The 23,244-nt window shown below is 50.2% G+C and carries 23 protein-coding genes and 2 pseudogenes; 6 read left to right on the forward strand and 19 right to left on the reverse strand.

Annotated features, from left to right (window positions below):
• The first annotated feature begins 1,069 nt into the window (after nucleotides 1-1,069).
• From DW47_RS0109675 to DW47_RS0109685, 3 genes are all read left to right on the forward strand, one after another.
• On the forward strand, nucleotides 1,070-1,621 hold the full coding sequence (locus tag DW47_RS0109675) for a flavodoxin family protein (RefSeq protein WP_029686239.1): 552 nt from the start codon (nucleotides 1,070-1,072) through the stop codon (nucleotides 1,619-1,621).
• Nucleotides 1,622-1,787: 166 nt separating this feature from the next.
• Entirely contained in the window at nucleotides 1,788-2,846 is a 1,059-nt protein-coding gene (locus tag DW47_RS0109680; protein ID WP_029686240.1) for a DmpA family aminopeptidase, read from the forward strand.
• A 29-nt stretch (nucleotides 2,847-2,875) separates the two neighbouring features.
• Nucleotides 2,876-3,697 (forward strand): M55 family metallopeptidase, encoded by an 822-nt coding sequence (locus tag DW47_RS0109685; protein WP_029686241.1) that lies wholly within the window; start codon nucleotides 2,876-2,878, stop codon nucleotides 3,695-3,697.
• Between the two features lie 44 nt (nucleotides 3,698-3,741).
• Here the strand turns inward: DW47_RS0109685 and DW47_RS0109690 are convergent, their stop codons facing one another.
• From DW47_RS0109690 to DW47_RS0109730, 9 genes and pseudogenes are all read right to left on the reverse strand, one after another.
• Nucleotides 3,742-3,927 carry a tautomerase family protein gene (locus DW47_RS0109690; RefSeq protein WP_029686242.1) on the reverse strand — a complete coding sequence of 62 codons (186 nt, stop codon included), beginning with the start codon at nucleotides 3,925-3,927 and terminating at the stop codon, nucleotides 3,742-3,744.
• 48 nt (nucleotides 3,928-3,975) lie between these two features.
• The gene (locus tag DW47_RS0109695; protein WP_420911400.1) at nucleotides 3,976-5,289 is read right to left on the reverse strand and encodes an MFS transporter; all 1,314 of its coding nucleotides are present in this window, start codon (nucleotides 5,287-5,289) and stop codon (nucleotides 3,976-3,978) included.
• 185 nt (nucleotides 5,290-5,474) lie between these two features.
• Nucleotides 5,475-6,440 carry a PDR/VanB family oxidoreductase gene (locus DW47_RS0109700; RefSeq protein ID WP_029686244.1) on the reverse strand — a complete coding sequence of 322 codons (966 nt, stop codon included), beginning with the start codon at nucleotides 6,438-6,440 and terminating at the stop codon, nucleotides 5,475-5,477.
• Nucleotides 6,441-6,490: 50 nt separating this feature from the next.
• The gene (locus tag DW47_RS0109705) at nucleotides 6,491-6,970 is read right to left on the reverse strand and encodes an aromatic-ring-hydroxylating dioxygenase subunit beta (protein WP_029686245.1); all 480 of its coding nucleotides are present in this window, start codon (nucleotides 6,968-6,970) and stop codon (nucleotides 6,491-6,493) included.
• A 2-nt stretch (nucleotides 6,971-6,972) separates the two neighbouring features.
• Nucleotides 6,973-8,268 carry an aromatic ring-hydroxylating oxygenase subunit alpha gene (locus DW47_RS0109710; RefSeq protein ID WP_029686246.1) on the reverse strand — a complete coding sequence of 432 codons (1,296 nt, stop codon included), beginning with the start codon at nucleotides 8,266-8,268 and terminating at the stop codon, nucleotides 6,973-6,975.
• Nucleotides 8,269-8,286: 18 nt separating this feature from the next.
• Nucleotides 8,287-8,814, reverse strand: coding sequence for a nuclear transport factor 2 family protein (locus DW47_RS0109715; RefSeq protein WP_241430723.1), 528 nt, complete (start codon nucleotides 8,812-8,814; stop codon nucleotides 8,287-8,289).
• Between the two features lie 31 nt (nucleotides 8,815-8,845).
• The gene (locus DW47_RS0109720; RefSeq protein ID WP_029686248.1) at nucleotides 8,846-9,991 is read right to left on the reverse strand and encodes an amidase; all 1,146 of its coding nucleotides are present in this window, start codon (nucleotides 9,989-9,991) and stop codon (nucleotides 8,846-8,848) included.
• 268 nt (nucleotides 9,992-10,259) lie between these two features.
• Nucleotides 10,260-10,721 carry a MarR family winged helix-turn-helix transcriptional regulator gene (locus tag DW47_RS0109725; RefSeq protein WP_029686249.1) on the reverse strand — a complete coding sequence of 154 codons (462 nt, stop codon included), beginning with the start codon at nucleotides 10,719-10,721 and terminating at the stop codon, nucleotides 10,260-10,262.
• A 230-nt stretch (nucleotides 10,722-10,951) separates the two neighbouring features.
• Nucleotides 10,952-11,506 (reverse strand): annotated as a pseudogene (locus tag DW47_RS0109730) (AbgT family transporter); the annotation flags it as partial.
• Here DW47_RS0109730 and DW47_RS17265 point away from each other — a divergent pair.
• From DW47_RS17265 to DW47_RS0109745, 3 genes and pseudogenes are all read left to right on the forward strand, one after another.
• Nucleotides 11,498-12,209: pseudogene (locus DW47_RS17265) on the forward strand (LysR family transcriptional regulator); the annotation flags it as partial. The pseudogenes DW47_RS0109730 and DW47_RS17265 overlap by 9 nt on opposite strands.
• Nucleotides 12,210-12,297: 88 nt before the next feature.
• Nucleotides 12,298-13,926 (forward strand): peptide ABC transporter substrate-binding protein, encoded by a 1,629-nt coding sequence (locus tag DW47_RS0109740; RefSeq protein WP_029686251.1) that lies wholly within the window; start codon nucleotides 12,298-12,300, stop codon nucleotides 13,924-13,926.
• A gap of 66 nt (nucleotides 13,927-13,992) precedes the next feature.
• Nucleotides 13,993-14,562 (forward strand): GNAT family N-acetyltransferase, encoded by a 570-nt coding sequence (locus DW47_RS0109745; protein ID WP_029686252.1) that lies wholly within the window; start codon nucleotides 13,993-13,995, stop codon nucleotides 14,560-14,562.
• A gap of 66 nt (nucleotides 14,563-14,628) precedes the next feature.
• Here the strand turns inward: DW47_RS0109745 and fis are convergent, their stop codons facing one another.
• The 10 genes from fis to msrP form a co-directional block, all read right to left on the reverse strand.
• Nucleotides 14,629-14,925 carry a DNA-binding transcriptional regulator Fis gene (fis, locus tag DW47_RS0109750; RefSeq protein ID WP_000462905.1) on the reverse strand — a complete coding sequence of 99 codons (297 nt, stop codon included), beginning with the start codon at nucleotides 14,923-14,925 and terminating at the stop codon, nucleotides 14,629-14,631.
• 24 nt (nucleotides 14,926-14,949) lie between these two features.
• Nucleotides 14,950-15,915, reverse strand: coding sequence for a tRNA dihydrouridine synthase DusB (dusB, locus tag DW47_RS0109755; RefSeq protein ID WP_029686253.1), 966 nt, complete (start codon nucleotides 15,913-15,915; stop codon nucleotides 14,950-14,952).
• Nucleotides 15,916-16,257: 342 nt separating this feature from the next.
• A complete protein-coding gene (gene prmA / locus DW47_RS0109765; RefSeq protein WP_029686254.1) occupies nucleotides 16,258-17,139 on the reverse strand; it encodes a 50S ribosomal protein L11 methyltransferase in 882 nt (293 codons plus the stop codon).
• Between the two features lie 11 nt (nucleotides 17,140-17,150).
• Nucleotides 17,151-18,608, reverse strand: coding sequence for a sodium/pantothenate symporter (panF, locus tag DW47_RS0109770; protein ID WP_029686255.1), 1,458 nt, complete (start codon nucleotides 18,606-18,608; stop codon nucleotides 17,151-17,153).
• A complete protein-coding gene (locus DW47_RS0109775; RefSeq protein ID WP_029686256.1) occupies nucleotides 18,605-18,841 on the reverse strand; it encodes a DUF997 family protein in 237 nt (78 codons plus the stop codon). Before DW47_RS0109775 ends, panF begins: the two co-directional genes overlap by 4 nt.
• Before the next feature lie 70 nt (nucleotides 18,842-18,911).
• Nucleotides 18,912-20,261, reverse strand: coding sequence for an acetyl-CoA carboxylase biotin carboxylase subunit (gene accC / locus DW47_RS0109780; protein WP_029686257.1), 1,350 nt, complete (start codon nucleotides 20,259-20,261; stop codon nucleotides 18,912-18,914).
• 10 nt (nucleotides 20,262-20,271) lie between these two features.
• Nucleotides 20,272-20,733 (reverse strand): acetyl-CoA carboxylase biotin carboxyl carrier protein, encoded by a 462-nt coding sequence (gene accB / locus DW47_RS0109785; protein ID WP_029686258.1) that lies wholly within the window; start codon nucleotides 20,731-20,733, stop codon nucleotides 20,272-20,274.
• 21 nt (nucleotides 20,734-20,754) lie between these two features.
• On the reverse strand, nucleotides 20,755-21,207 hold the full coding sequence (aroQ, locus tag DW47_RS0109790) for a type II 3-dehydroquinate dehydratase (RefSeq protein WP_029686259.1): 453 nt from the start codon (nucleotides 21,205-21,207) through the stop codon (nucleotides 20,755-20,757).
• 228 nt (nucleotides 21,208-21,435) lie between these two features.
• Nucleotides 21,436-22,053: a protein-methionine-sulfoxide reductase heme-binding subunit MsrQ gene (locus tag DW47_RS0109795; protein WP_029686260.1), complete on the reverse strand. Its 618-nt coding sequence runs from the start codon at nucleotides 22,051-22,053 to the stop codon at nucleotides 21,436-21,438.
• Nucleotides 22,053-23,054, reverse strand: coding sequence for a protein-methionine-sulfoxide reductase catalytic subunit MsrP (gene msrP / locus DW47_RS0109800; RefSeq protein ID WP_029686261.1), 1,002 nt, complete (start codon nucleotides 23,052-23,054; stop codon nucleotides 22,053-22,055). The genes DW47_RS0109795 and msrP overlap by 1 nt, the downstream gene beginning before the upstream one ends.
• Nucleotides 23,055-23,244: the final 190 nt, after the last annotated feature.

A 23,244-nucleotide genomic window follows, 5' to 3' on the forward strand; every position in this document is an offset into this window, starting at 1 on the left:
CCGATGGTAGTGTGGGGTCTCCCCATGCGAGAGTAGGGAACTGCCAGGCATCCAAACAGTCAAAAAGGCCATCCTTACGGATGGCCTTTTTGCATTGGGGCAAATATAAGCGGTGAAGTGCGTTAATAAGTGCCGAAACAACGCTCATGTGGGGTCTCCCGCTGCGAGAGTAGGACAAAAGCGTGCTTTTGAACGTTGCCTGCGGCAACGGCCCGTAGGGCGGTGAACGCAGTGAGCCGTAAACTGCCAGGCATCCAAACAGTCAAAAAGGCCATCCGTAAGGATGGCCTTTTTGCATTGGAGCGGAAAAATAGCCTGTCTCACCCCTCTTTGAGATTGCCTCGTAACGCGATCGAGTTACCTCAATCTCGACACCATTCTGCCTCCGCCCATGCCATAAGCTGCGTAGCATTTCTCTGTAGGCTTATGCAGTAAATGAGGGAGCTTGAATCAACAACGGCAGCCTAAGCATATCAGTGATTACTGCTGCATATTACTGGCAGGCACACTGTTCCATTGGCAGCTGATCACTTGGCCGCTTCCAGAACACTGTCCGGTCGGGGTCGCTTTCGTTTGTGGGGGTTTTTCCTTTTTAGCGGCACAGGCAGTCAGGAGTACACTGAGAAGGATCAGGCTGAATATACGCACGCTTTTCTCTCCAATAACTATTTCAGCCTATAGTAAACCAGCCTCTGTTTAATGTCCTGCCATAGGTCATGATGACCGCAATATTTTCCTGAATTCTTCTGCTGTGGGATGATATCTCGGTGCAATACGGCACAATTATCTGCGAAGAAATATCGATTAACATAATTAAAATCAAAGCGTTACCCTATTAGGTGTCAGCTTTGTTTTTCTGTACTATGCTTGAACACTTGTTACCGCAATACGCCCGTCGCCAGCGAGTGTGCTGAATTCTCGTTTTCACCTTTATCTGACAGGCAGCTGTAGTGGTAGGTGATACTCTCGGGTTAGCTGAATTTTTTGAGTGTCGCAGGCTCTCTGCGGAATTTTCCTTTTATACTTCTACCGTTATTGTGACGGTAGCTTAATGATCAGAGAGGTAATTATGTCTGGTATTTACGTTGTCTATTTTTCCGGATATGGCCACACCCAGCGTGTTGCTGAGAGTGTTGCTGAAGGCGCACAAGCGGCCTTAATTGCTATCGATAACAATGGCGACATCAGTGCCGAAGATTGGGAACGATTAAACGCTGCCGATGGGATCATTTTCGGTGCGCCGACCTATATGGGTAGCGCCCCTTGGCAGTTTAAGAAATTCGCTGATGCCAGCTCAAAGCCGTGGTTTGCACGTCTGTGGCAGGACAAAGTGTTCGGTGGTTTCACTAACAGTGCCAGCCTAAACGGTGACAAACAAAATACTCTTATTTTCTTCCAGACTCTGGCGGCTCAGCACGGCGGGATTTGGGTCAGTCTAGGTGTATTACCGGCTAATACCACTGCGGCAACCCGCGAAGATATCAATAACCTGGGGGGATCTGCCGGGCCACTGGTCCAGTCACCTTCGGATGCTGGGGCAGACCAGATCCCTGCCGGTGATTTAGCCACTGCCCGTCAATACGGTGCCCGTGTTGCGGATATCACTGCCCGTCTAAAATAATCGTCGTATTAGCCCGTATGCTCTCTGCTGCGGGCTTGTCCTCTATTCTGTTAGCATCTCCTTACTTATCCTCTGCATTTACGCCTTATCCTAAATTCCGTATGCTGTTTTTATAACGTGTTAATGACTCAAGGCAACGCTTGCCTATTGAGTATGAAGGATAATCATGGCGATAAGCGCACTTCAGCGCCAGCAACAACTGGCGTTACTCCGGTACTGGCGAGATCACCGATGCCTCAATTTTCCCCGCGGGCCGGTGGGTAAACATAACGCCTTGACCGACGTTCCCGGTGTGCGTGTTGGTCACAGTACACTGGCACAGGGCGAAATACAGACTGGCGTAACGGCAATTGTGCCGAGTCACGATAATCTCTTCCAGAAACCTCTGCCCTGCGGTGTGTCCGTGCTTAACGGATTTGCGAAACCGACCGGTCTGACCCAGATTGACGAGCTTGGGGAACTACAAACGCCGGTACTGCTCAGTAATACCTTTGCGGTGGGAACCCTGTTTACCAGTTTGGTGAAAGCCACGCTGCGTGATAATCCTCAGCTTGGACGCGAACTGCCGACCGTCAATCCACTGGTACTGGAGTGTAATGATGGCTGGCTGAATGATATCCAAGCACTGGCCGTCAGTGAAGAAATGGCACAGCAGGCGCTGGCATCTGCCAGCACCCGTTTTGCACGTGGCAGTGTTGGAGCGGGTCGTGGTATGAGTTGTTTTTCCCTCAAGGGCGGTATCGGTACGGCATCCCGATCCCTCCCTGCGTTACAGGCGACTCTCGGTGTTTTGGTTTTGGCCAACTTTGGGACTCTGGATCACCTGACTTTGCAAGGGGTCAGGATAGGAGATCGGTTGGCACCCTTAGTCCCTGGCTTGATCCCCCAGAAAGATGCCGGTTCGATCATTATTGTGATTGCCACTGATGCCGCAGTCGATGCTCGGCAACTCAAACGGATTGCCCGGCGCGCCGGCGCGGGATTAGGCCGTATTGGTAGCTACTGGGGACATGGGTCTGGAGATATTGCCGTCGCGTTTTCAACCCTACGGGCAGAATCAACGGTTGATGAGACCCAGATCGAACCGCTATTGGCTGCGGCAGCCGATGCGACTGAACACGCGGTAGTGGATGCCTTACTCTCTGCTGAAGCAGTCACCGGTTTTCGCGGGCATCATCGTCCGGCACTTGCAGATCTTCTCGATCAGCTGGCTGCCGCATTGTGAATAACGATCCCAGAGGGATAACACATACAATGAAGATCTTTATTTCAGCAGATATTGAAGGCATTGCCGGGGTAATGCGTCCTGAGCAATGTTCTCCCGGCCATGCCGAGTATCAGATTGCCCGAAGTCTGATGGAGCAGGAAGTGAACGCTGCCATTGAGGGGGCATTCCGTGGGGGAGCCAGTCAAGTTGTGGTGGCTGACAGTCACGCGCAGATGACTAACCTCCGGGCCGCAATGCTCGACTCACGCGCACGGCTGGTACAGGGGAAACCCCGTGCCTTGTCGATGATAGAAGGTATTGAGCAGCAGGCTTTCGACGGGATGATGTGTATTGGCTTTCATACTGCTGCTGGGGAAACCGGCGTACTGGCTCATACGATTAACAGCCGCGCCTTCTGGCGGGTGAAAATTAATGGTCAGGTGATGGGCGAAACCGATATCTATGCCGCTGCGGCCGCAGAACAGGGCACACCACTGTTACTGGTGAGTGGGGATGACCATCTACAAAAGTGGATTAACCGCTATTATCCGCAGACTGCGTATGCCTGTGTGAAACGAGCCATTTCCAATACGGCTGCGGAATCAATGAGTCCACAGCAGGCTGGACAAACTATTACTGCCGCGGCAGAACAGGCAGTACGCCAGTGTAGGATAGCCGTGTCGCCTATCGTGACGACACCCTATCGGCTAGAATTATTGGTGACCCGCCCAGTATTAGCAGATGTCTTTGCGCTGATCCCTGGTGTGGAGCGAGAGGACGGAGTGACGGTCAGCTATCAGACCGAGTCGATCAGGGAATTGGTCAGTTTGCTCAGTACCTTTTCCACCTTAGCGATGACCCAAATATAACGGTAGGTAGAAGCAGGACACGAAGATGTGTCCTGCCAAAGACGTTACTGCTCGTCGAAAGGAATACCGCCCCGTGACTTATGCTGCTTAGGGGTTTCAACCACTGAGACCACTACCACCTCAGGGTCAACCTTAAAGTTACTGACCACGGCGTCGGTAATATCTTTCATCAGTTTCTTTTTCTGCTCACTGCTGCGGCCTTCCACAGCAAAGACAACGACTTCCGGCATACTCATCTCCTGTAAAGGGAACTGTATCTGACCTCAACGGACAGAGGGTTACGAAGATTTTTTATCAGGGCGAATACTCACCAGCGTGATAATCGCGATCACTGCAAAAACAATTAACATCAGGGATACTGGCCATGACGCATTGAACTTGATCAACAGTGCGACAGCAATCATTGGGCCAAATCCGCCAGCCAGTAAGGCCCCCAGTTCATGACCCAGCGCCAGCCCAGTATAACGTGCTTCAGTAGGAAACAGTTTACCCATCATAAACGGCTGTGCACCAATCATGGCTCCATGACAGCAAGGTAGCCCAAGGATCATTGCCAGCATAATGTATTCATGCACACCGGTGTTCAATAGCCAGAAGAACGGAAAAGCGATGATCAGTAGGCCAATGACACCAATGTAATACACGGTTTTAAAGCCAATTTTATCAGCCATTGATCCCCAAAAAAGTATAGCAAACAGCTCAACAGTCATCGCAATTCCGGTGGCTCCGACAATGGTACTACCAGTCAGGCCGATATGTTGTCCGTAAGCCATAGAAAAGGTAAAGAAAATATAGATCGCGCCGTTTTCCGGCATACGTAAACCGATAGCCTGCAGGACCTGCAATGGATAGCGTTTGAGAATAAGCATCAGTGGAACGCTGGAGGCTTTTCCTTCCGCTTTTTTGCGAGCACGGGCAGCCACGACGTCAGGGTTTTCTTTTATATTTTTCCGGATATAAATACCCAACACGAAAATCACAATACTGGCTAGGAAGGGCAGACGCCATGCCCAAGATATTATCGTTTCATGGGGTAACAGGTTGATCAGATAAAAAGCCAATGCCGACAGTACAAATCCACCGGATACGCCCACTTGACTCCAGGCAGTATAATAGCCTTTTTTATTTTCCGGCGCATTTTCACTCAGCATTAATACCCCGCCCCCCCATTCTCCCCCTGACGCAACGCCCTGAATGAATCGCATCAGAATCAGTAATGCTGGAGCAATCAGGCCGGCTTGAGAATAGGTGGGTAATACACCGATAATAAAAGTACTCGCGCCCATCAGTACTAAAGTAATAATTAGAGTCATTTTGTGACTATATTTATCACCAATATGGCCGAATAAAATACCACCCAGTGGCCGAGCAACAAAACCGATAGCAAATCCAGAAAAGGCTAGTAGCGTTCCTATTAATGGATCAGACTGGGCAGGGAAAAATAACGGACCAAAGACAAGTGCAGCTGCGGTGCCATAGAGAAAAAAATCATACCATTCTAGGGCATTTCCCAGCAGTGAACTGAATACAATTCTCCGCATGTCCTTTGATGCGTTATTCGGGATATCCATAGTCATCACTTTCTCATTCATAACGTATTCTCATGCAGGTGATGCGGTTATTATTTAAGGAGTAAGACAAAGATAACGACATCCTTTTATTATTGACTGCCGGAGAAAGTCTCTGCCCTGACTGATTATTGGTCAGAGGGAAGCACCGATCCGTTATTGATATTCCCCGTGATTCCTATTCAGTTATCTGTATTTTCCTCAGTGTGTTACTCAGTTTCAAAAACCTCAATGACCAGCTTTTTCGATTTTGAACGTGAACAGCAGAGGATAATTTGATCATTATCCTGCTTCTCTTCATCCGTCAGATAACTGTCACGATGATCAGGTACGCCCTCTAACACATTCGCTAAGCAGGTACCGCAGATCCCCTGTTCACAGGAGACTTTTACACGGACACCTGCTTCGCTGAGTGCATTGACAATACTCTGATTTTCTCTGACCTGTACCGTGATCCCCTGCTCCGGCAGTTCTACCTCGAAGGCATCACCGCTGGCATCGGCTTCCTTATTAAAATACTCCTTATGTACTTGGCCGGCGGGTATATCACTGGCCAGCGCAGTGTTGATAACCCAATCCATAAATCCTTCTGGGCCACAAACATAGACATGGGCATTGTTAGGGGCCTGCTTCAGTACATTTGCTAACTGTAAACGTTGTTCTTCGCCCTCGTCATCGAAATGGAAATGGACCTGCGAGGCATACAGCCCCTGTGTCATCTCATCAACAAATCCCATCCGCTTACGGGTTTTGCCACAATAATGGAGCTCAAAGGAGTGGCCCTCGCGGTGTAATTCATCAGCCATTGCTAGCATTGGCGTGACACCAATTCCACCCCCGAATAAATACGTATGAGAGGCCGTTTTATCCAGCGGAAAAAGATTACGTGGCAGGCTGGCCATCACTTCATCCCCGGCCTGCAAACGATGTGCTGCGACAGACCCCCCACGCGACTCCGGTGCTTTGAGGATACCGAGACGCCAAGTCTTATGGTCAGTTGGGCTGCTACACAGAGAGTACTGGCGTACCATCCCATCATCAAAATGAAGGTCGATATGCGCTCCGGCGGTAAATGTCGGCAGGTCCTGACCGTCAGCAGAAGCCAAGGAAATGACGAGCACATCTTCGCCTTGGAGTTCGCGTTGGGTCACCTGTAACTTAATGGTATCTGACATACACTGATCCTTTACTGCTAACCTAATGATAAACGGCTTTTTTCCAGAAATTAGATGATGTAACCGATACTTCGGAGGAAATCAGCGCCGTTAATGGTACGGACGACCTTCTGCGCAATTAACCATCCTTCACCGGCACGCACCAGGGTATAGGTCAGATCAGCCACATAATGTTGGGAATTCCCTTTGCGATACTCCCATAATGATTGCGCGCAACGGACTTCAACGCTCTGTTCATCGGCTCGTACGATGCGATGACGGCCTGCCATACGGATAGTTCGAGCCCGAGGAGTGGTCGAGATAGACTCGCCGCTATACAGACGGTGAACGCGCTTTTGACGCATCTCATGGTTGTCATAGGCATAATTCAGCACATTGGCAAAATCGGTGGTTTGCTGATCGATGGGGACAATGTACAGACCTTCCTGCTGCCACAGGGTGAGCCATTGGTTAAATTCTCCCTGGTCAAGCAGGTCAGCCTCCAGATTCAGAAAGTTGATTACGTCCTGATAGAGTTCATTATTGGTCATTATTACGCTTCCCCGGTGGTCATATAATCTTTCCATTTCTGGTAGGCAGCACGCATACCCGTTTCTGCACTGACATCACTCTTTAAGCCATCTTCTGTGGGGGTTTCGCCCGGCAAACCGCGATTCAGCATGATCCACAATGCTTCGCCAGCGCCTGAACCTCGTTGAACGCGCTCCCAAGCTTCAGAGTCATCAGGGGTACCAAAACCCATCGGCCCTTGGAAATGCTCGTGCATACGCAGGCGCGCTTGGTTTGCGATAACCGGGCCGCCTTTCATCGTAATGACCATGTGGTGGATTTCAGTTTCTTTGACCGAGATCGGTTGCAGTACTCGGAAAAAGGCCATTGAACACGCGACATTCGGAAATAGGTTGAGGTTAAAACCGCTGCCTCCGACGGCTCTGACGATTTTACGTACCTGCATCTCCTCGTGGCCCTCATCGCGCAGTGCCTGGGCTAGGCTGAGGAAACGGTCAGGAATATCGGCTTCAAGATTGTCTTCCAGATCAATCAGATCAGGAATCATTACCATGACACTGTGGCCATTCCCCAGATCTTCGACATAGCCACTGCCGTCAACAAAGTTGAGCATATCCTCAGTCTGTTTATCGACTGAGCTGAGGAAAGACTTATGCACGATAGGGAAGTGGTAACCATCGGTGGTATTTTCCAGCTGAATTTTCCAGTTACCTGGAAATCGGAACTTATGCGCAGTGGTTGCTTCCACTGGATAGCCAGCCCCCTGTTTATTGAACAGATCGATCCATTTTTTCGCCGGTCCAAGAAACGTATCCAATGGCTCGATATCGTCGTTGAAGGTAGCAAAAACCAGTCCACCGTAGGATTCAGTACGTAACTTCACTAAGCCGAGATTGGCTTTATCAAGGGTATCTTCATAGCTTTCAGGGTGAGGCACGCCACGTAATGCACCATCCAGACCGTATCCCCAGCCGTGGTAAGGACAAACAAAGTTATTGGTTTTACCCTTCTGATGCTCGCACACAGTGGCCGCACGGTGACGACAACGGTTGAGTAACACATTGATATTACGTTTTCTGTCACGGACGACGATAACCGGCTGTTTACCGACCATCGATGATTTAAAACTACCCGCATCAGGAATTTCACTTTCGTGAGCAACCCACACCCAGGTTTTATTAAAAATCCTGTCAATTTCGAGGTCGAACAATTCCGGTGAGGTATACAGTGAGGTATGTACACGATCGTGCTCTACCAGTGCCGCAATATCATTATTCGTTAACCCAGAATCTAAGGTCGTGGTTGGAATTATTTCCATTAGTGTCTCCAGCGTAATTCATTGACTGTTAATATCAGGAACCGGTAAATTTTTATCAGAATTCAGATAATCTATTGGCCTGCTGAATAGGTTTCGGGTAGTAAAGTGGTTAATCAGCCAATTATTATTAATTAAAGAAAATGTGACGATTAGTTCGGCACAATTAAGATGTGAGCCACCACCACTAAAGGTGGATGTCTGTAACATTTTCCAGCGCCCATAGGCAGATGTGGGGGAAATAACTTCGGTATATTCGGAACAAAGAAAATGGACATTAATAGAAAAATGCGGCGGCGTCCTAACGTAGCCTTGCATCATTTGCTGAATAGCCTGACGTCCTTGATATTTACCGAGTTTGTGTTTATATAATTCCCCAATACCTTCCCAGACAGCATCCTCAGTAAATAACTGTGAAATTTGTTCGGTGACAGCCAGTGACGAGAGGTCATCACATAAATGCATATACTGGCTCATGACATTTTTTAAGGACTGCTCTGTTTCCAGGCGTGAAAGCCGCAGCCTCATTTCCTGTTCAGTGATTGTCACACTTCACCCCTCCGAGTGTGTCTCGATACAGTTATGCGCTGACACTCTGTTTGGCCGCTATCTGAATGGCATAGTCAATTAATGCCAGATCATCCCCTTTGCGTCCGACAATTTGCAGGCTGACCGGCCGCTGATTAATTTCTCCCACCGGCAGTACAATTGCTGGATGGCCCGTCAGGTTAAAGGGGCGTACCAGGCGGGTGAGATTCACGACATTTAACGGGTCGGTTGCTTCCTCTAGTGTCGGCGGAAGTTCTGGCAAGGCGGGGAGTAGCAGAAAACGGTGTTCTTCCAGAACGGAATCGATTGCGCGGCAGGTCTGAGAACGGGCCTGCTCAGCGTTTGCGAGTTGTTCGGTAGTTAAAGATGAGGCCGCGCGAATACGGGTACGAACATCTTCTGAGAGCAGAGGGTGGTCGACTATCTCGGCATAGGCCTGCCAGTTTTCGTAGCCAATGATTGTAATACCCGCCTGATGTGCTGAGCTGATTTCTGGTATATCAGTCTGTTGCGGGATTATTCCTTTGGATGATAAGAAGTTATCGATCACTGTTTCGATTTCAGGCAGTGCCAGACCCGTCTGTCGTGCAGGTGCTAATACAGAGTCATTATTGGCCGGAGCATGGGGGTGGATAGCCTGCATCACCGTTTTGATCATAAGCGGATCGGTGGCAAAAACACCGACACAATCTAATGACGACTTAGTCGGTAAAACCCCCTTACGGCTGATTAAACCAAAGGTAGGTTTAAACCCGATAATCCCACAGCAGGCAGCAGGCATTCTGACTGAGCCACCGGTATCGGTCCCCAGCGAAAAATCGACGTCTCCAGCGGCGACCACTGCTGCTGATCCACTGGAAGAGCCTCCAGAGATTAAGGCCGGGTAAAGTGGATTGAGTGGTGTCCCAAACCACGGGTTAATCCCCGTGACACCAAAAGCCAATTCATGAAGAGTCGTTTTTCCACAACATTGAAAACCCTGTTGTAGGAGTTGGGACACGACCTCTGCATGTTGTGCTGCGGGTGCTGCATCGGCGTACACACGGCTACCCGAACAGGTGGGATAACCTGCAATATCGATACTGTCTTTCACCGCAAAGCAGTAGCGGCCCTTGCCGAGGGTCATTCGGGTGATAAAGCCGGATGTATTATGGTTAGTGCTGTTTTCATTGCTCATAATAATGTCTGCCGTCTACAGGTGAGGTACTTTGCCGTCACGATTTGTATGAATCATAGTCAGTCTATATAGAGTAATATTCAAGTAGTTGCGGTCATACGGAATTATTATTTCATAGGAAAGTGATTTTCGAAGAAGTGGGTTTTTTCTGCTATATTATTGTAATAGATATAATTTATATATAATTGAATGAGTGGGTGGGAGTTATCCCCTCATCATTTATCTATAATACTTTTCAAGTTTTTTAATGAGGGGAATGCTGGTGGGGTTATTCATTCATATTGCAAAGGATCATCGCCAGAGACATATTCATCCGTTCTGCCTGCTGCGCTGAGATCCCTTCAAAGGCTTTATCAAAGACACTCTGTACTCTAAGCATGGCACTGTCCAATAGCTCAATTCCGGCACTGGTCAGCGCAATCAGCGTCACACGCCCATCATTTTCGCTAGTACGGGTTTCCAACAATCCTTCATCTTTCAGCCGTGAAACGATTTTTACCACCGTTGGCATCTTGATAATGGCATGCTCAGAGATACGGGTGATGCTGGACACACCGTAGTCTCTTGCCAGACGTAGGATACGAAAGCGTGACACATCCAGATCAATTTTCTTAAGTTCAATTTCCATCAACTGGGTATATCTGGCATGAACGGTCACAATCCAGTGAAAAGGATAATCCTCATGGTGAAAGCGACTCATCTCATCGGCAACGTGGCGGGGGTGGTCCATTGTATGTTTCCTGTTGGCAGCCTGACGTCTCAAAATAGAATAAAAAGAAACTAATTTTTAAAGTAATTCTGTGCGGCTGTACAGTACGGAATGACAACTGTGCTCAAAGCATTGAGGGATAATCACCATACTCATCAGCGACGCTGACAGGTGGAATCGGCATCAGTGATGGGGTTGCCGGGAGGGGGAGAAGCGAGTAAGGACGATGGCTGATGCCCCCGTCTGCGGGTTTAGCTGGATAATTGCGGATGGACCCCGGGACCGATGGGTAAGCCGGTCAGATACCAGAACAGCACCAGTACCAGCTAGGTGGCATAAAAGAGAATTGGGTATGGAAATATCAGCATGTAGTAAGTGCCAAGTTGTGCGTCTTTAAAATACTTCTGTAAAAAGCCGAGAAACAGTGGCAGGAAAGGAGACATCGGCGATAGTGGCAGCACCGCGGCGTCTGAAATACAGAAAATCATCTGTGCAAAGGCTAGATGGAACCCGAGCAGCATAAACATCGGTACGAATACCGGAGCCAATATTGACCAGATGGCCGAGCCGCTGGCAATAAACATGCACAGCAAAGAGGAGAGAAACATTAGGCCAATAAAGGCTGGAGCACCACTGGCCCCGGCCCCTTCAATCAAATCAGTGAGCCCGATGGCCATAAATTTGCCCATATGGCTCCAGTTAAAGAAAGCCACAAACTGGGAAAGCGGGAATACCATCACGATAAATCCCACCATCCCTTTCATCGGTTCGATCAGTAACTCGGGGACATCTCCGGACTTACGGATATCGGCCATCGTTTCTATCAGCATGCCAGCCTGATGCTGGAAGAGTTACGTTTAGCCCAAGAGGGGTTCAAACAGCAGTTGGGACTCGGGAGAGGGAAGGTCAATATCGGCGTAGGTAGCTGTATTGCCCGTACCATTATGCCGAAGGTGATAACCCGTTTTCATCATGAATATCCGAACGTCCAGGTACGGATCACAGAGGGACAATTGGTCTCCATGTTGGTGGAGTTACGTCAAGGGTTGCTTGATTTCACCATAAATACCTATGATGAACATAACTTTGATAATGAACTCAGTTATCAGCGCATCTTAGAGAAAGAGTATCGGGTGGTGGTCAGACGTGGCCCCCTGCGCGCAGGCCAGATCTCTGCATGAATTACGGCACTGTGACTGGACGCTACCCACCCCGAAAGGGAGCTATTATCGGTTGCTGGAGGAGATGTTCGCCGAGATCAATATGACCCCTACGGTGATGATCAATTGTGAAACTTTTATGGTCTGCATCAGCTTAGTGGCGAACAGTGATTTCGTGACCATTCTCTCAGAGGATGTAGTGACTGACCCTCACTTCAGCCGTCAATTGGTTGCGCTGGACCTTGACCATTCGCTGCCAAAAGCCAGTTTTTATCTTATCCAGCGCCGTGATACTGCCTTAACGCCGATGAGCGCTTACTTAGCACAACTGTTCTACCGCCAGAGTTGATGTCAGGTTATTCAAAGATAGACTTTTTATTTCATCTATAGCTATGGTATTCATAACCTTATAATTATCAATAAAATAAGGGTATGTTATGCAAAGGCAAGGTCTACATCTCAATAAAATCTGTCTGTCTGCGGCGCTGGCTGGTCTCTGTTTCTCTTCTTTGGCCTTCTCAGCCACAGTGCCTGCCGGTACACAACTGGCAGCAACCCAGAACCTGGTCAGGGGTAATGGCGCCGAGCCGGCAAGCTTGGATCCGGATAAAGTGGAAGATAACAGCTCAATGGCGATCGTTAATGATCTGTTCGAGGGACTAGTGCGGGTCGATAATAATGGTAAGGTGATCCCGGCGCTGGCGGATTCTTGGCAGACCAGCGATCACAAAACCTGGACTTTCCATATCCGTCCCGGCGCAACCTGGTCTGACGGTTCACCGATCACGGCTCAGGACTTTGTTTATAGCTGGCGTCGTCTTTCCGATCCGAAAACGGCTTCTCCTTATGCCTCTTTCACCGCTAATGCACATATTCTTAATGCCCAAGCGGTGATTGACGGAAAAATGCCGACCGATAAACTGGGCGTTTCAGCACCGGATGCTGCTACGGTCAAAGTAGTCCTGGATCAGCCGGTATCCTATTTCCTGCAATTTGTGGCGCATCCCTCGCTGTTTGCGATCAGCGAGAAAGATGTCGAAAAGTACGGTGATTCTTGGACACAACCGGGCCATATGGTCAGCAGCAGTGCTTATCAGCTCAGTGACTGGGTTGTGAATGAAAAAATTACCCTGAAACGTAACCCCAAATACTGGGATAACGCCCATACGGTGATTAATCAGGTGACCTATTTACCGATCAGTGACAGCAGTGCCGAACTGAACCGTTACCTGTCCGGTGAAATCACGATTACCTCAACCATCCCGGCGATTGAGTTCGCTCGGATGAAGAAAGAAAAGCCAGACCAGGTGTATGTCGCGCCTCAACTGAGTGTGTTCTATTTTGATATCAACAGTACTCGTGCCCCGTTTAACGATCCCAAAGTGCGGCAGGCGCTGAACTTGGCATTGAACAAAGACATTATCAGTGAAAAAGTCGTTGGGATGGGGCGTACTGCGGCCTGGACCATCGCGCCTCTGTCCATGGGCGGTGTGACGGTCACGCCTCCGGACTGGGCACACTGGACCCAAACCCAACGCATTGCTAAAGCGCGGCAACTGCTGAAGCAGGCCGGCTATTCCGATGCTCACCCGCTGAGTTTTTCACTGCTGTACAACAATAACAATGATAACCAGCGTGTTGCCATTGCCGCTGCCTCGATGTGGAAAAGTGCCTTGGGCGTCAAGGCTAGCCTGCTAAACCAGGAATGGAAGTCGATGCTGGATACCATGCATCAGGGCCAGTTCCAGTTGGTACGCTATACCTGGGGGGCGGATTACAACGAATACTCGACCTTCCTGAATACGTTCCGCAGCGGTGATAGCAATAATACCGGCGGGTTCAGTAATAAAGAGTACGATAACGAGATCTCGGCGGCACAGTCTGCGCAAACCCCGGCAGAAACCGCGGCCCATTATCAGAAAGCCATGGATATCGCCGCCAATGAAACACCGGCTATTCCTATTTTCTATGATGCTCAGGATTATATGGTGAAAACCGACGTAGGAGGCTTTGCACCTTCTGCCTTGGGCTTTTACCAGACCAAAGATCTTTATCTGAAAAAGTAAGTCGGTCAGAGGCTGTTCCGTCTAGGGGCGGAGCAGTCTAAGTGATACAGATGACAGGAGTGCCGTATGACAGTCCCGACGTTTGACACTGAGCGATTGCTCCTGCGTCCGTTACAGGCGGAGGATGCTCAGCAGATACAGCGATGCTTTCCCCAATGGGAAATCGTTCGCTACCTGGCCGCACGCTTTCCTTGGCCATACCCGCCAGACGGCGCTGAACAATTTGTGAATAATGTGGCCTTACCGGCGATGACCCGTGGCGAGGGCTGGTTCTGGACGATATGCCGCAAAGAGGCACCTCAGCAACTGATCGGGGTGATCTCTCTGTCGTTAACCGCAGATAATCACCGTGGGTTCTGGCTGGACCCTGCCTGGCATCGCCGTGGGTATATGACAGAAGCCTGTCGGGTGGTCACGGAGTACTGGTTTACGGAACTGGAGCAACCGGTCCTGCGCGTGCCGAAAGCCCGAGATAATGCGGCATCACGTAAAATGTCTATGAGCAGTGGTATGCGTTTAATTCGCACCGGACAAGAGCAGTATATTGGTGGCGAAATGGCGTCGGAGTTGTGGGAAATCACCCGTCAGGAGTGGTTGACGTTAACCACAGAAAGCCGCGATATGAAGTCAGCCTAAACAAAAAAGGCACTGTCCTCGTCAGGAAAGTGCCTTTTTTTCAAACCGTTACGAATGAATGAACAATCAGTTCATGCCGTATTTTTTCAGTTTCTTACGCAGAGTTCCGCGGTTAATTCCCATCATCAGCGCTGCACGGGTCTGGTTGCCACGGGTGTACTGCATCACCATGTCCAACAGTGGCTGTTCAACTTCAGCCAATACCAGCTCATACAGGTCATTGACGTCCTGACCGTTTAACTGAGCAAAATAGTTCTTCAGTGCTTGTTTAACCGAGTCACGAAGGGGTTTTTGAGTTACCTGATCCTGTGAATTCACGGTAGAAACGGTCAGTACATCAGAATTTACGCGTTGTTCGAACATAGTTCTTTCAGCTCTTTTTTTCGTTTACGCAAGATTTTCGAAGTATGCCTCCAACGCCTCCAGTTGTTCACTGGCATCCTCTATGGCGTTGAATGTGCGCCGAAACTGGTCATCAGGAGCATGTTCCTGCAAATACCAGGAAACGTGTTTTCGGGCGATACGATATCCTTTGCGGTGACCGTAAAAGTCGTGCAGTTCACGTATATGCCCGATAAGCATTTGCTTCACCTCAGCGAGTGGCTTCGGCGCAAGCAGCTCCCCTGTGTCCAGATAATGCTGGATTTCCCGGAAGATCCACGGTCTTCCCTGAGCCGCACGGCCTATCATCAGGGCATCAGCCCCTGTGTAGTCCAGTACAGCCCTGGCTTTATGCGGGTCAGTAATATCTCCATTCGCGATAACCGGAATGGAAACGTTCTGCTTAACTGTCCGAATGCTGTCGTATTCTGCGTTACCGTTAAACAGACATGCACGGGTGCGCCCGTGAATCGTTAACGCCTGAATACCACAACGCTCAGCCAATTGGGCAATCTCGATACAATTGCGATTTTCGGTATCCCAGCCGGTACGAATCTTCAGAGTAACCGGTACATCCACTGCATTGACCACCGAGCGCAGAATCGATTCGACCAGCGACGGATATTGAAGCAGTGCTGAACCTGCCATCTTACGGTTCACTTTCTTTGCCGGACAGCCCATGTTGATATCAATGACTTGTGCGCCAGAGTCAGCATTAATTCGTGCCGCGGCCGCCATTTCATCAGGGTCCCCTCCGGCAATTTGTACCGAACGGATACCAGGCTCATCACTGTGCACCATCCGCAGTCTGGATTTATCACTCGCCCACACTTCCGGGTTAGAGGACATCATTTCAGAGACTGTCATGCCCGCACCATTCTCAAAACATAACGTACGAAACGGCCTGTCGGTAATACCGGCCATAGGCGCGGCGATCAGTCGGTTTCGGAGCTGGTATGGACCAATGCGCATGGGAAAGAGATGACCTTATATGTTCGCAAGGCGGCGTATATTACGCATTTTTTTGTGAAGATGAAAGGCCAAACTTTGAACAATATCGCGGCAGTGATCGACAGGATAACGAAGACGAGGGTAAGTAAATTAAGATTTATAATAATTTCAAAGAATTAGTGAATAAAACTGCCGGAAATCTCGAAATGTTTTCTTTGCAGTTCGCCATGGCGATAGTGAAAAAACAGGGCGGGCGTCCACATTTTCTGGCATAACGAGATTAAATCTACCTTAAAAACCGGCACATCCACAGATTACACTGCCGTTGTGCCGGTGGTAGATTATCGGTCAATAGAGGCGGTGTTATTTACGCTGGCCGGTAATACGGCACCATTCGTCTTTCTCCGCCACCGGATCTAAGTCAAATTTATCCGCATAGGCATCGCAAACATCGTCAGCCTGGCTGGCCAGAATACCGGACAGGGCAAGTTTCCCCCCCTTGGCAGGCAGGACGCTGATCAGCGGCGCTAACTCACGCAGTGGGCCAGCCAGGATGTTAGCGACCACCACATCGGCACTCAGGTTATCTGGCTGTTGCTCCGGGAGGTAAAGAGCCAGACGGTCGGAAACACCATTACGCTCAGCATTATCACGGCTGGCCTGAATCGCCTGTGGATCGATATCGATCCCAATAGCCTGTGCTGCGCCGAGTTTCAGTGCGGCGATCGCCAAGATCCCAGAGCCACAACCAAAGTCGATGACTGTCTTGCCATTCAGGTCTTGGCCATCCAGCCAGCTCAGGCACAGAGAGGTGGTTGGATGAGTGCCAGTACCGAAGGCCAGCCCGGGGTCAAGCATCACATTAACCGCATCCGGCTCCGGCACCTCGCGCCAGCTCGGGCAGATCCATAGCCGTTTACCGAAACACATCGGGTGGAAGTTATCCATCCACTCGCGTTCCCAGTCCTTATCCTCGATCTGCTCCACTTTATGATGGAAATCCGCACCTAATAACGGATGGTGTGTCAGTATGGCCACCACCTGTTTCATGTCAGTTTCAGCATCAAACAGACCAATCACGTCGGTATCACCCCATAACCGAGTCTCCCCGGGGAGCGGCTCATATACCGGGTTATCGTGGGTATCTTGGAAGGTAACGGAAACAGCTTCATTTTCGATCAGTGCATCACTGATCGCCTCAGCATTGGCACCGGTCGTATTAATTTTGATTTGAATCCACGGCATAGCGTATCTCTTTATTGCTCCATCCCGGAGGGTAATGTCCGGGATATGGGTTTACCCAGTCGGTTACCGATTAGAAACGCGACCAAGCTTAGTAATAGGGAAGGGACGATCGGGTGAAAGCCCCACCATTGAATTTTTAGGCTGACCAACAGGGTATAACTGAGGGCACCACACAGCATACTGCTGATTGCACCGGCGGCATTGGCTTTCTGCCAGTATAGCCCCAGCACCAGTGGCCAGAGAAATACCGTTTCGAGGGCACCAAATGCCAGCAGATTTAGCCAGATGATCATCTCTGGTGGACGCCAGGCGGTAATAATCAGTAGTAGCCCTAATCCCAGCGTCAACCAAGTCGAGAGGCGGCGGATATGCGCCTCATTGGCGGCTCGCTCTGGAAACAGCCGCAGGTAAAGGTCTTTGATGATGGTCGCTGATGCCTGAAGTAAGTGAGCGTTCACATTAGACATAATGGCAGACATCGGTGCCGCGAGGAAAATACCTGCGGCAAAGGGCGGCAGTACTTTCATCATCAGCGCAGGGATCACCAGGTCAGGCACTACCATATCCGGTAGAATAGCTCGTCCCAGCGCGCCGGAAAGGTGCATTCCCAGCATCAGTAACATCATGACCAATGTTCCCAGTAAGATCCCACGGTGGACGGCTTTACTATCACGGTAGGCGATACAGCGTACCGCCGTGTTCGGTAACCCGAGCACACCGAAACAGACCAGTACCGTAAAGGACGCTAACAAATGGCCGGAGATAATGCCGCCTGCGCCACTCACCTCCGTCAGTTGCGGATTAATGTGCTGTAGGGTCGCCACCGCTTGTGCCGGGCCGCCCGCGGCGTGGATAACGGCAAACAGCAGCAGGAAAGTCCCTGCCAGCATCACCAGTCCCTGCATTGCATCATTCAAGACACTGGCCCGGAAACCACCTAATGCGGTGTACAGAGCGATAATGCCGCCGAAAATCAGCAATCCTTGGGTATAAGGGATACCGGCCACACTCTCCAGCAAACGTGCACCACCGATAAATTGCACCGCCATCACGGCGATAAACGCCAGCAACAGGGTGATACTGGCGATCCATACCACGACACTGCTGCGGAAATGGGCCCACAGAATATCGTTAAGGGTGACCGCATTATAGCGTCGCGCCAGAATCGCAAATTTTTTTCCCAACACTCCCAGTGATAACCAGACGGCAGGGACTTGCACCATCGCCAGAAAGACCCAACCTAAACCGTATTTATACGCTGCGCCGGGTCCACCGATAAACGAACTGGCACTGACATAGGCGGTGGTCAGTGTCATCGCGAGCAGAAAACCGCCCAGGGTGCGGCCACCGAGAAAGTATTCGTTAAGAAAAGCGCCTTTTGCCTTCTTTTGCTGACGCATCGCAAACAGCGAAATTCCTGCTACTAATAGCAGGTATCCCAGCAGCGGCAGGATTAGCTGAGTATTCATGGGCGGTCCTCCAATGAGATATCTCGGAAGATCACCCGAATCATCAGTGCACAGAGTGCTAAGAACAGCAATGGGGCAAACAGACAGGAGAGTTCAAACCAGCGGGGGAAGCCAAAAATACCGGGCGCATTGCCACCCAGCCAGGCACTCACTGACCAGACAAGCAGCCAGGCCAAGGTCAGCCATAATGACCAGCGGGCTTCTTTATTGGCCTGCAGAAAACGAGCGTCCATCGATCACCTCAACGGAAAATAAAAACAATAAAGGCCGGAAAATCCGGCCTTGGCAGTGACTCAGAAAGGGTTATTTTTCCTGAAGTCCCAGCTTCTTCTCAAGATAGTGGATATTGGTTCCACCTTCACGGAAGTGTTCGTCAGCCATGATTTTTAACTGCAGGTCGACGTTAGTTTTAATGCCATCAACAATCAGTTCCCCTAACGCATTGGTCATGCGGGAGATAGCCACTTCACGGTTTTCACCGTAAGTGATCAGTTTACCGACCATCGAGTCATAGTAAGGCGGTACAGTATAGCCGGAGTAGATATGAGACTCCCAACGCACACCAAAGCCACCCGGCGCGTGAAAACGCGTGATTTTCCCAGGGCTTGGCAGGAAGGTGTTCGGATCTTCGGCGTTAATACGGCATTCGACCGCATGACCGCGGATCACTACGTCTTCCTGCTTAATCGACAGCGGGATACCGGCGGCGATACGTAACTGTTCTTTGATCAAGTCAACACCGGTGATCATTTCTGTGACCGGATGCTCTACCTGAATACGGGTGTTCATTTCGATGAAATAGAACTCGCCGTTCTCGAACAGGAACTCGAACGTCCCGGCACCACGGTAACCGATATCGATACAGGCCTGGGTACAACGGCTACCGATAAAGCTACGCAGCTCTGGGGTAATGCCCGGTGCCGGTGCTTCTTCAACCACTTTCTGGTGACGACGCTGCATGGAGCAGTCACGTTCTGCCAGATAGATAGCCTGACCCTGACCGTCTGCCAGAACCTGGATCTCGATGTGACGAGGATTTTCCAGGTATTTCTCCATATAGACCATATCGTTGTTGAAAGCGGCTTTCGCTTCCGCACGGGTCATATTAATGGACTGTTCGAGATCTTTTTCGCTGCGGACAACACGCATACCGCGGCCGCCACCGCCTCCGGAGGCCTTAACGATAATCGGATAACCGATACGTTTGGCAATCTCACGGTTTTTGTTCATGTCATCGCCGAGAGAACCATCAGAGCCTGGGACACAAGGTACACCGGCTTTCTTCATCGCATTGATCGCGGAAACTTTGTCGCCCATTAGGCGGATAGTTTCAGCTTTCGGGCCGATAAAGATAAAGCCTGAACGTTCAACCTGCTCGGCAAAATCTGCGTTCTCGGATAAGAAGCCATAACCCGGGTGGATAGCATCCGCACCGGTGATCTCTGCGGCAGAAATCAGTGCCGGGATGTTCAGATAGCTTTTTACTGACGGTGCCGGGCCGATACAAACCGTCTCATCTGCCAGTAACACATGTTTCAGATCGCGATCGGCTGTGGAGTGAACGGCTACGGTTTTGATGCCCAGCTCTTTACAGGCACGCAAAATACGCAGTGCGATCTCTCCGCGGTTAGCAATAACAATTTTTTCCAGCATGGTTGCCTCGTTATTCGATGACGACCAGTGGCTCGTCAAATTCAACAGGTTGGCCGTTTTCTACCAGGATTGCTTTCACAACACCAGATTTGTCAGCTTCGATCTGGTTCATCATTTTCATCGCTTCAACGATGCACAGAGTTTCACCGGCTGTCACTTTCTGACCCACTTCAACGAATGGTTTCGCATCTGGGCTTGGGGTACGGTAGAAAGTCCCGACCATTGGAGAACGCACAATATGACCGCTGACTTCATTGCTGGCAGCAGCCGGTTCAGCTGAGACAGGGGCGGCGGCCACTGGGGCAGCGGCAACCGGTGCAGGCGCGGCATAAGCCTGCTGCATCACTGGGTAGCCTGGGTTAGCCGGGGTGCGGCTGATGCGAACTGATTCTTCGCCCTCTGAGATTTCTAGCTCAGCGATGCCGGATTCTTCAACAAGTTCGATCAGTTTTTTAATTTTACGAATATCCATGAGTGTGGTTCCGTACTCTGTTTAATTAGAATTTGACAGGCGTTTAACTGCCGTATGTAAAGCCCATTGATAACCGTCGGGGCCAAATCCGCAGATGACGCCGGCAGCAATATCGGAGAGATAGGAATGGTGGCGGAAAGCTTCACGGGCATGCACGTTTGTTAAGTGCACCTCGATAAAAGGAATGCTAACCGCCAGCAAGGCATCCCGCAGGGCTACGCTGGTGTGCGTAAATGCGGCAGGATTGATAATAATGTAATCCACATTGCCTTTTGCCTCGTGAATACGGTCAATCAACTGATATTCCGCATTCGTTTGCAGGTGACTGAGTTTCACGTTTAGCGTCTGTGCCTGTTGCGTTAACCCACTGACAATGTCCTGCAATGTCGTATGACCGTAGGTCTCCGGCTCGCGGGTGCCCAGCAGATTTAGGTTCGGGCCATTCAGAAGCAAAACATGAAAGTTATCGGCCATCGTGTGGCTATCTCCTGCAAAAATAGTGACATCGCGTAAAATACTCCTCCGGCAGCGATTTGTCACCCATTCTGACGAAAAAGAGCGACTACCGGTGGAAGTCTTTAGGAAGTTACCCGCTTTCGGGGAAATTCGCCGCAACTTCGTCGTTTTATCCGAGACGTTCACCGATTGTTAACCGGCCGCACTTTTTAACAGAATTTTGCCGAAGAAGCCAATCAGATAAGTTTATTGATGGCGTTTCTTCCACCACACAGGGATGCGCAGCAGGCAGAGGATCAGACCACAAGCCAGCCACAGGCAGGGCTGAAGGGATAATGCTTTCACTGACCACAAATAATGTATCGGGATCAGGAATGCCAGCACATAAAGGCTGTTATGCAGAATTTGCCAGCGCTTTCCGAGTCGTTTACGCAGTATTGACAGAGAGGTGACGGCCATCAGACACAGTAAAACCCAGCTGATCATGCCAAGGGTCAGATAAGGGCGGCGTGCGATCTCTTCGCCGAGCAGTGACAAATTCCCCATCCCGAGTTCAAGAAAGTAATAACTGAGTAGATGTAGAGTTGCCCAAGCAAAGCACCATAGCCCACAAAGTCGCCGACAGCGCATCAGCAGCGGCAGTTTCAGTAAACGGGACAGTGGGCTAATAAGCAGCGTCAGCATTAATAACTTCAGGGCTATCAGACCGGTGAAATGCTGAATATCTTTGGCGGGATCAGCACTGAACCCGCCGGCCCTCACCGATAACAGCAGATAGATAAACGGCAACAGTGCCAGCAGGTGAAATAACGTTTTCACTATCACCACTGACAGACGCGGGCGAGAAGGTGCAAGGTGGGGCATTAAAAATCTCTCCGTAGATCCATGCCTTTATACAGTGAGGCTACTTCAGAACCGTAGCCGTTAAACATCAGCGTCGGCTGACGTTTAACATCAAATAGTCCGCCTGGGCCAATAAAACGCTCAGTCGCCTGGGACCAGCGAGGGTGATCGACATGCGGGTTTACATTGGCGTAAAAACCATATTCATCCGGAGCGAGGATATTCCACGTCGAGGGCGGCTGTGTCCGGGTAAGGCTAATTTTAACGATCGACTTAATGCCTTTAAAACCGTATTTCCACGGCACAATCAGCCTTAATGGAGCGCCGTTTTGCGGGGGGAGAGTTTTTCCGTAGACCCCAGTGGTCAGTAAAGTCAGTGGATTCATGGCTTCATCCAGCCTTAACCCTTCCACGTACGGATAGTTCAGCCCTGCGCTGTTCAACCCGTCACGTTGACCAGGCATTTGCTGCGGATCATATAACGTCTGGAAGGCCACATAACGGGCATTGCTAGTGGGATTGGCCATTTTAATCAGGGAAGCGAGACTAAAACCTATCCACGGCACCACCATCGACCAAGCTTCCACACAACGCATACGATAAATACGCTGCTCCATCGGAAACTGTTTAAAGAGCTGATCCATATCTAGGGTCATCGGCTGGTGAACTTCACCGTCAAGGGTGATTTTCCAAGGTTCGGTTTTAAACTGTCGCGCATTGGCGGCGGGATCGGCTTTATCCATGCCAAATTCGTAGAAATTATTGTAGCCGGTGACTTTGGATTCTGGGGTCAGAGTCAGGTCCGCCTGCCATTGGGGCGGCTGGCTATAGTGCATGGGTGTTGGCGGTGAGGCGAGAGGAGGCTGTTTATCCGCACTGAACCAGTCCGTGATGCCAGCTCGAGCGCTGAGCGGAGCACTGAGCGCAGCACCGCCAATGCCGAGTAGGCGGATAAGTTGCCGGCGCGAACAATTAAAAAGATGTTCCGGAGTGACATCGGACTCTTTCAGTTTATTGGACATTTTCTGGTGATCCTCATGGTCCGTTACTCGGGAGGTAGGTCTCAGTAACTGACTGCAGGCGATGTTAAGGCTGCTTTTAGTATAGACAACCCAGTCTCTGGGACCGACAGCAGAACGTAAAGTTACGTTTTTATGGGCAACCGCGCCGACCGGAAGTGTCGCTCTGTGCTATTTTCACGCAACGATCACT

This window comes from Tatumella saanichensis, assembly GCF_000439375.1.
Classification (GTDB): domain Bacteria; phylum Pseudomonadota; class Gammaproteobacteria; order Enterobacterales; family Enterobacteriaceae; genus Tatumella; species Tatumella saanichensis.

Bases quoted from the DNA above. Each gene is read 5' to 3' on its own strand.
- DW47_RS0109675 (WP_029686239.1), top strand. From the start codon at position 1,070: ATGTCTGGTATTTACGTTGTCTATTTTTCCGGATATGGCCACACCCAG.
- DW47_RS0109680 (WP_029686240.1), top strand. From the start codon at position 1,788: ATGGCGATAAGCGCACTTCAGCGCCAGCAACAACTGGCGTTACTCCGG.
- DW47_RS0109685 (WP_029686241.1), top strand. From the start codon at position 2,876: ATGAAGATCTTTATTTCAGCAGATATTGAAGGCATTGCCGGGGTAATG.
- DW47_RS0109690 (WP_029686242.1), bottom strand. From the start codon at position 3,927: ATGCCGGAAGTCGTTGTCTTTGCTGTGGAAGGCCGCAGCAGTGAGCAG.
- DW47_RS0109695 (WP_420911400.1), bottom strand. From the start codon at position 5,289: ATGAATGAGAAAGTGATGACTATGGATATCCCGAATAACGCATCAAAG.
- DW47_RS0109700 (WP_029686244.1), bottom strand. From the start codon at position 6,440: ATGTCAGATACCATTAAGTTACAGGTGACCCAACGCGAACTCCAAGGC.
- DW47_RS0109705 (WP_029686245.1), bottom strand. From the start codon at position 6,970: ATGACCAATAATGAACTCTATCAGGACGTAATCAACTTTCTGAATCTG.
- DW47_RS0109710 (WP_029686246.1), bottom strand. From the start codon at position 8,268: ATGGAAATAATTCCAACCACGACCTTAGATTCTGGGTTAACGAATAAT.
- DW47_RS0109720 (WP_029686248.1), bottom strand. From the start codon at position 9,991: ATGAGCAATGAAAACAGCACTAACCATAATACATCCGGCTTTATCACC.
- DW47_RS0109725 (WP_029686249.1), bottom strand. From the start codon at position 10,721: ATGGACCACCCCCGCCACGTTGCCGATGAGATGAGTCGCTTTCACCAT.
- DW47_RS0109740 (WP_029686251.1), top strand. From the start codon at position 12,298: ATGCAAAGGCAAGGTCTACATCTCAATAAAATCTGTCTGTCTGCGGCG.
- DW47_RS0109745 (WP_029686252.1), top strand. From the start codon at position 13,993: ATGACAGTCCCGACGTTTGACACTGAGCGATTGCTCCTGCGTCCGTTA.
- fis (WP_000462905.1), bottom strand. From the start codon at position 14,925: ATGTTCGAACAACGCGTAAATTCTGATGTACTGACCGTTTCTACCGTG.
- dusB (WP_029686253.1), bottom strand. From the start codon at position 15,915: ATGCGCATTGGTCCATACCAGCTCCGAAACCGACTGATCGCCGCGCCT.
- prmA (WP_029686254.1), bottom strand. From the start codon at position 17,139: ATGCCGTGGATTCAAATCAAAATTAATACGACCGGTGCCAATGCTGAG.
- panF (WP_029686255.1), bottom strand. From the start codon at position 18,608: ATGAATACTCAGCTAATCCTGCCGCTGCTGGGATACCTGCTATTAGTA.
- DW47_RS0109775 (WP_029686256.1), bottom strand. From the start codon at position 18,841: ATGGACGCTCGTTTTCTGCAGGCCAATAAAGAAGCCCGCTGGTCATTA.
- accC (WP_029686257.1), bottom strand. From the start codon at position 20,261: ATGCTGGAAAAAATTGTTATTGCTAACCGCGGAGAGATCGCACTGCGT.
- accB (WP_029686258.1), bottom strand. From the start codon at position 20,733: ATGGATATTCGTAAAATTAAAAAACTGATCGAACTTGTTGAAGAATCC.
- aroQ (WP_029686259.1), bottom strand. From the start codon at position 21,207: ATGGCCGATAACTTTCATGTTTTGCTTCTGAATGGCCCGAACCTAAAT.
- DW47_RS0109795 (WP_029686260.1), bottom strand. From the start codon at position 22,053: ATGCCCCACCTTGCACCTTCTCGCCCGCGTCTGTCAGTGGTGATAGTG.
- msrP (WP_029686261.1), bottom strand. From the start codon at position 23,054: ATGTCCAATAAACTGAAAGAGTCCGATGTCACTCCGGAACATCTTTTT.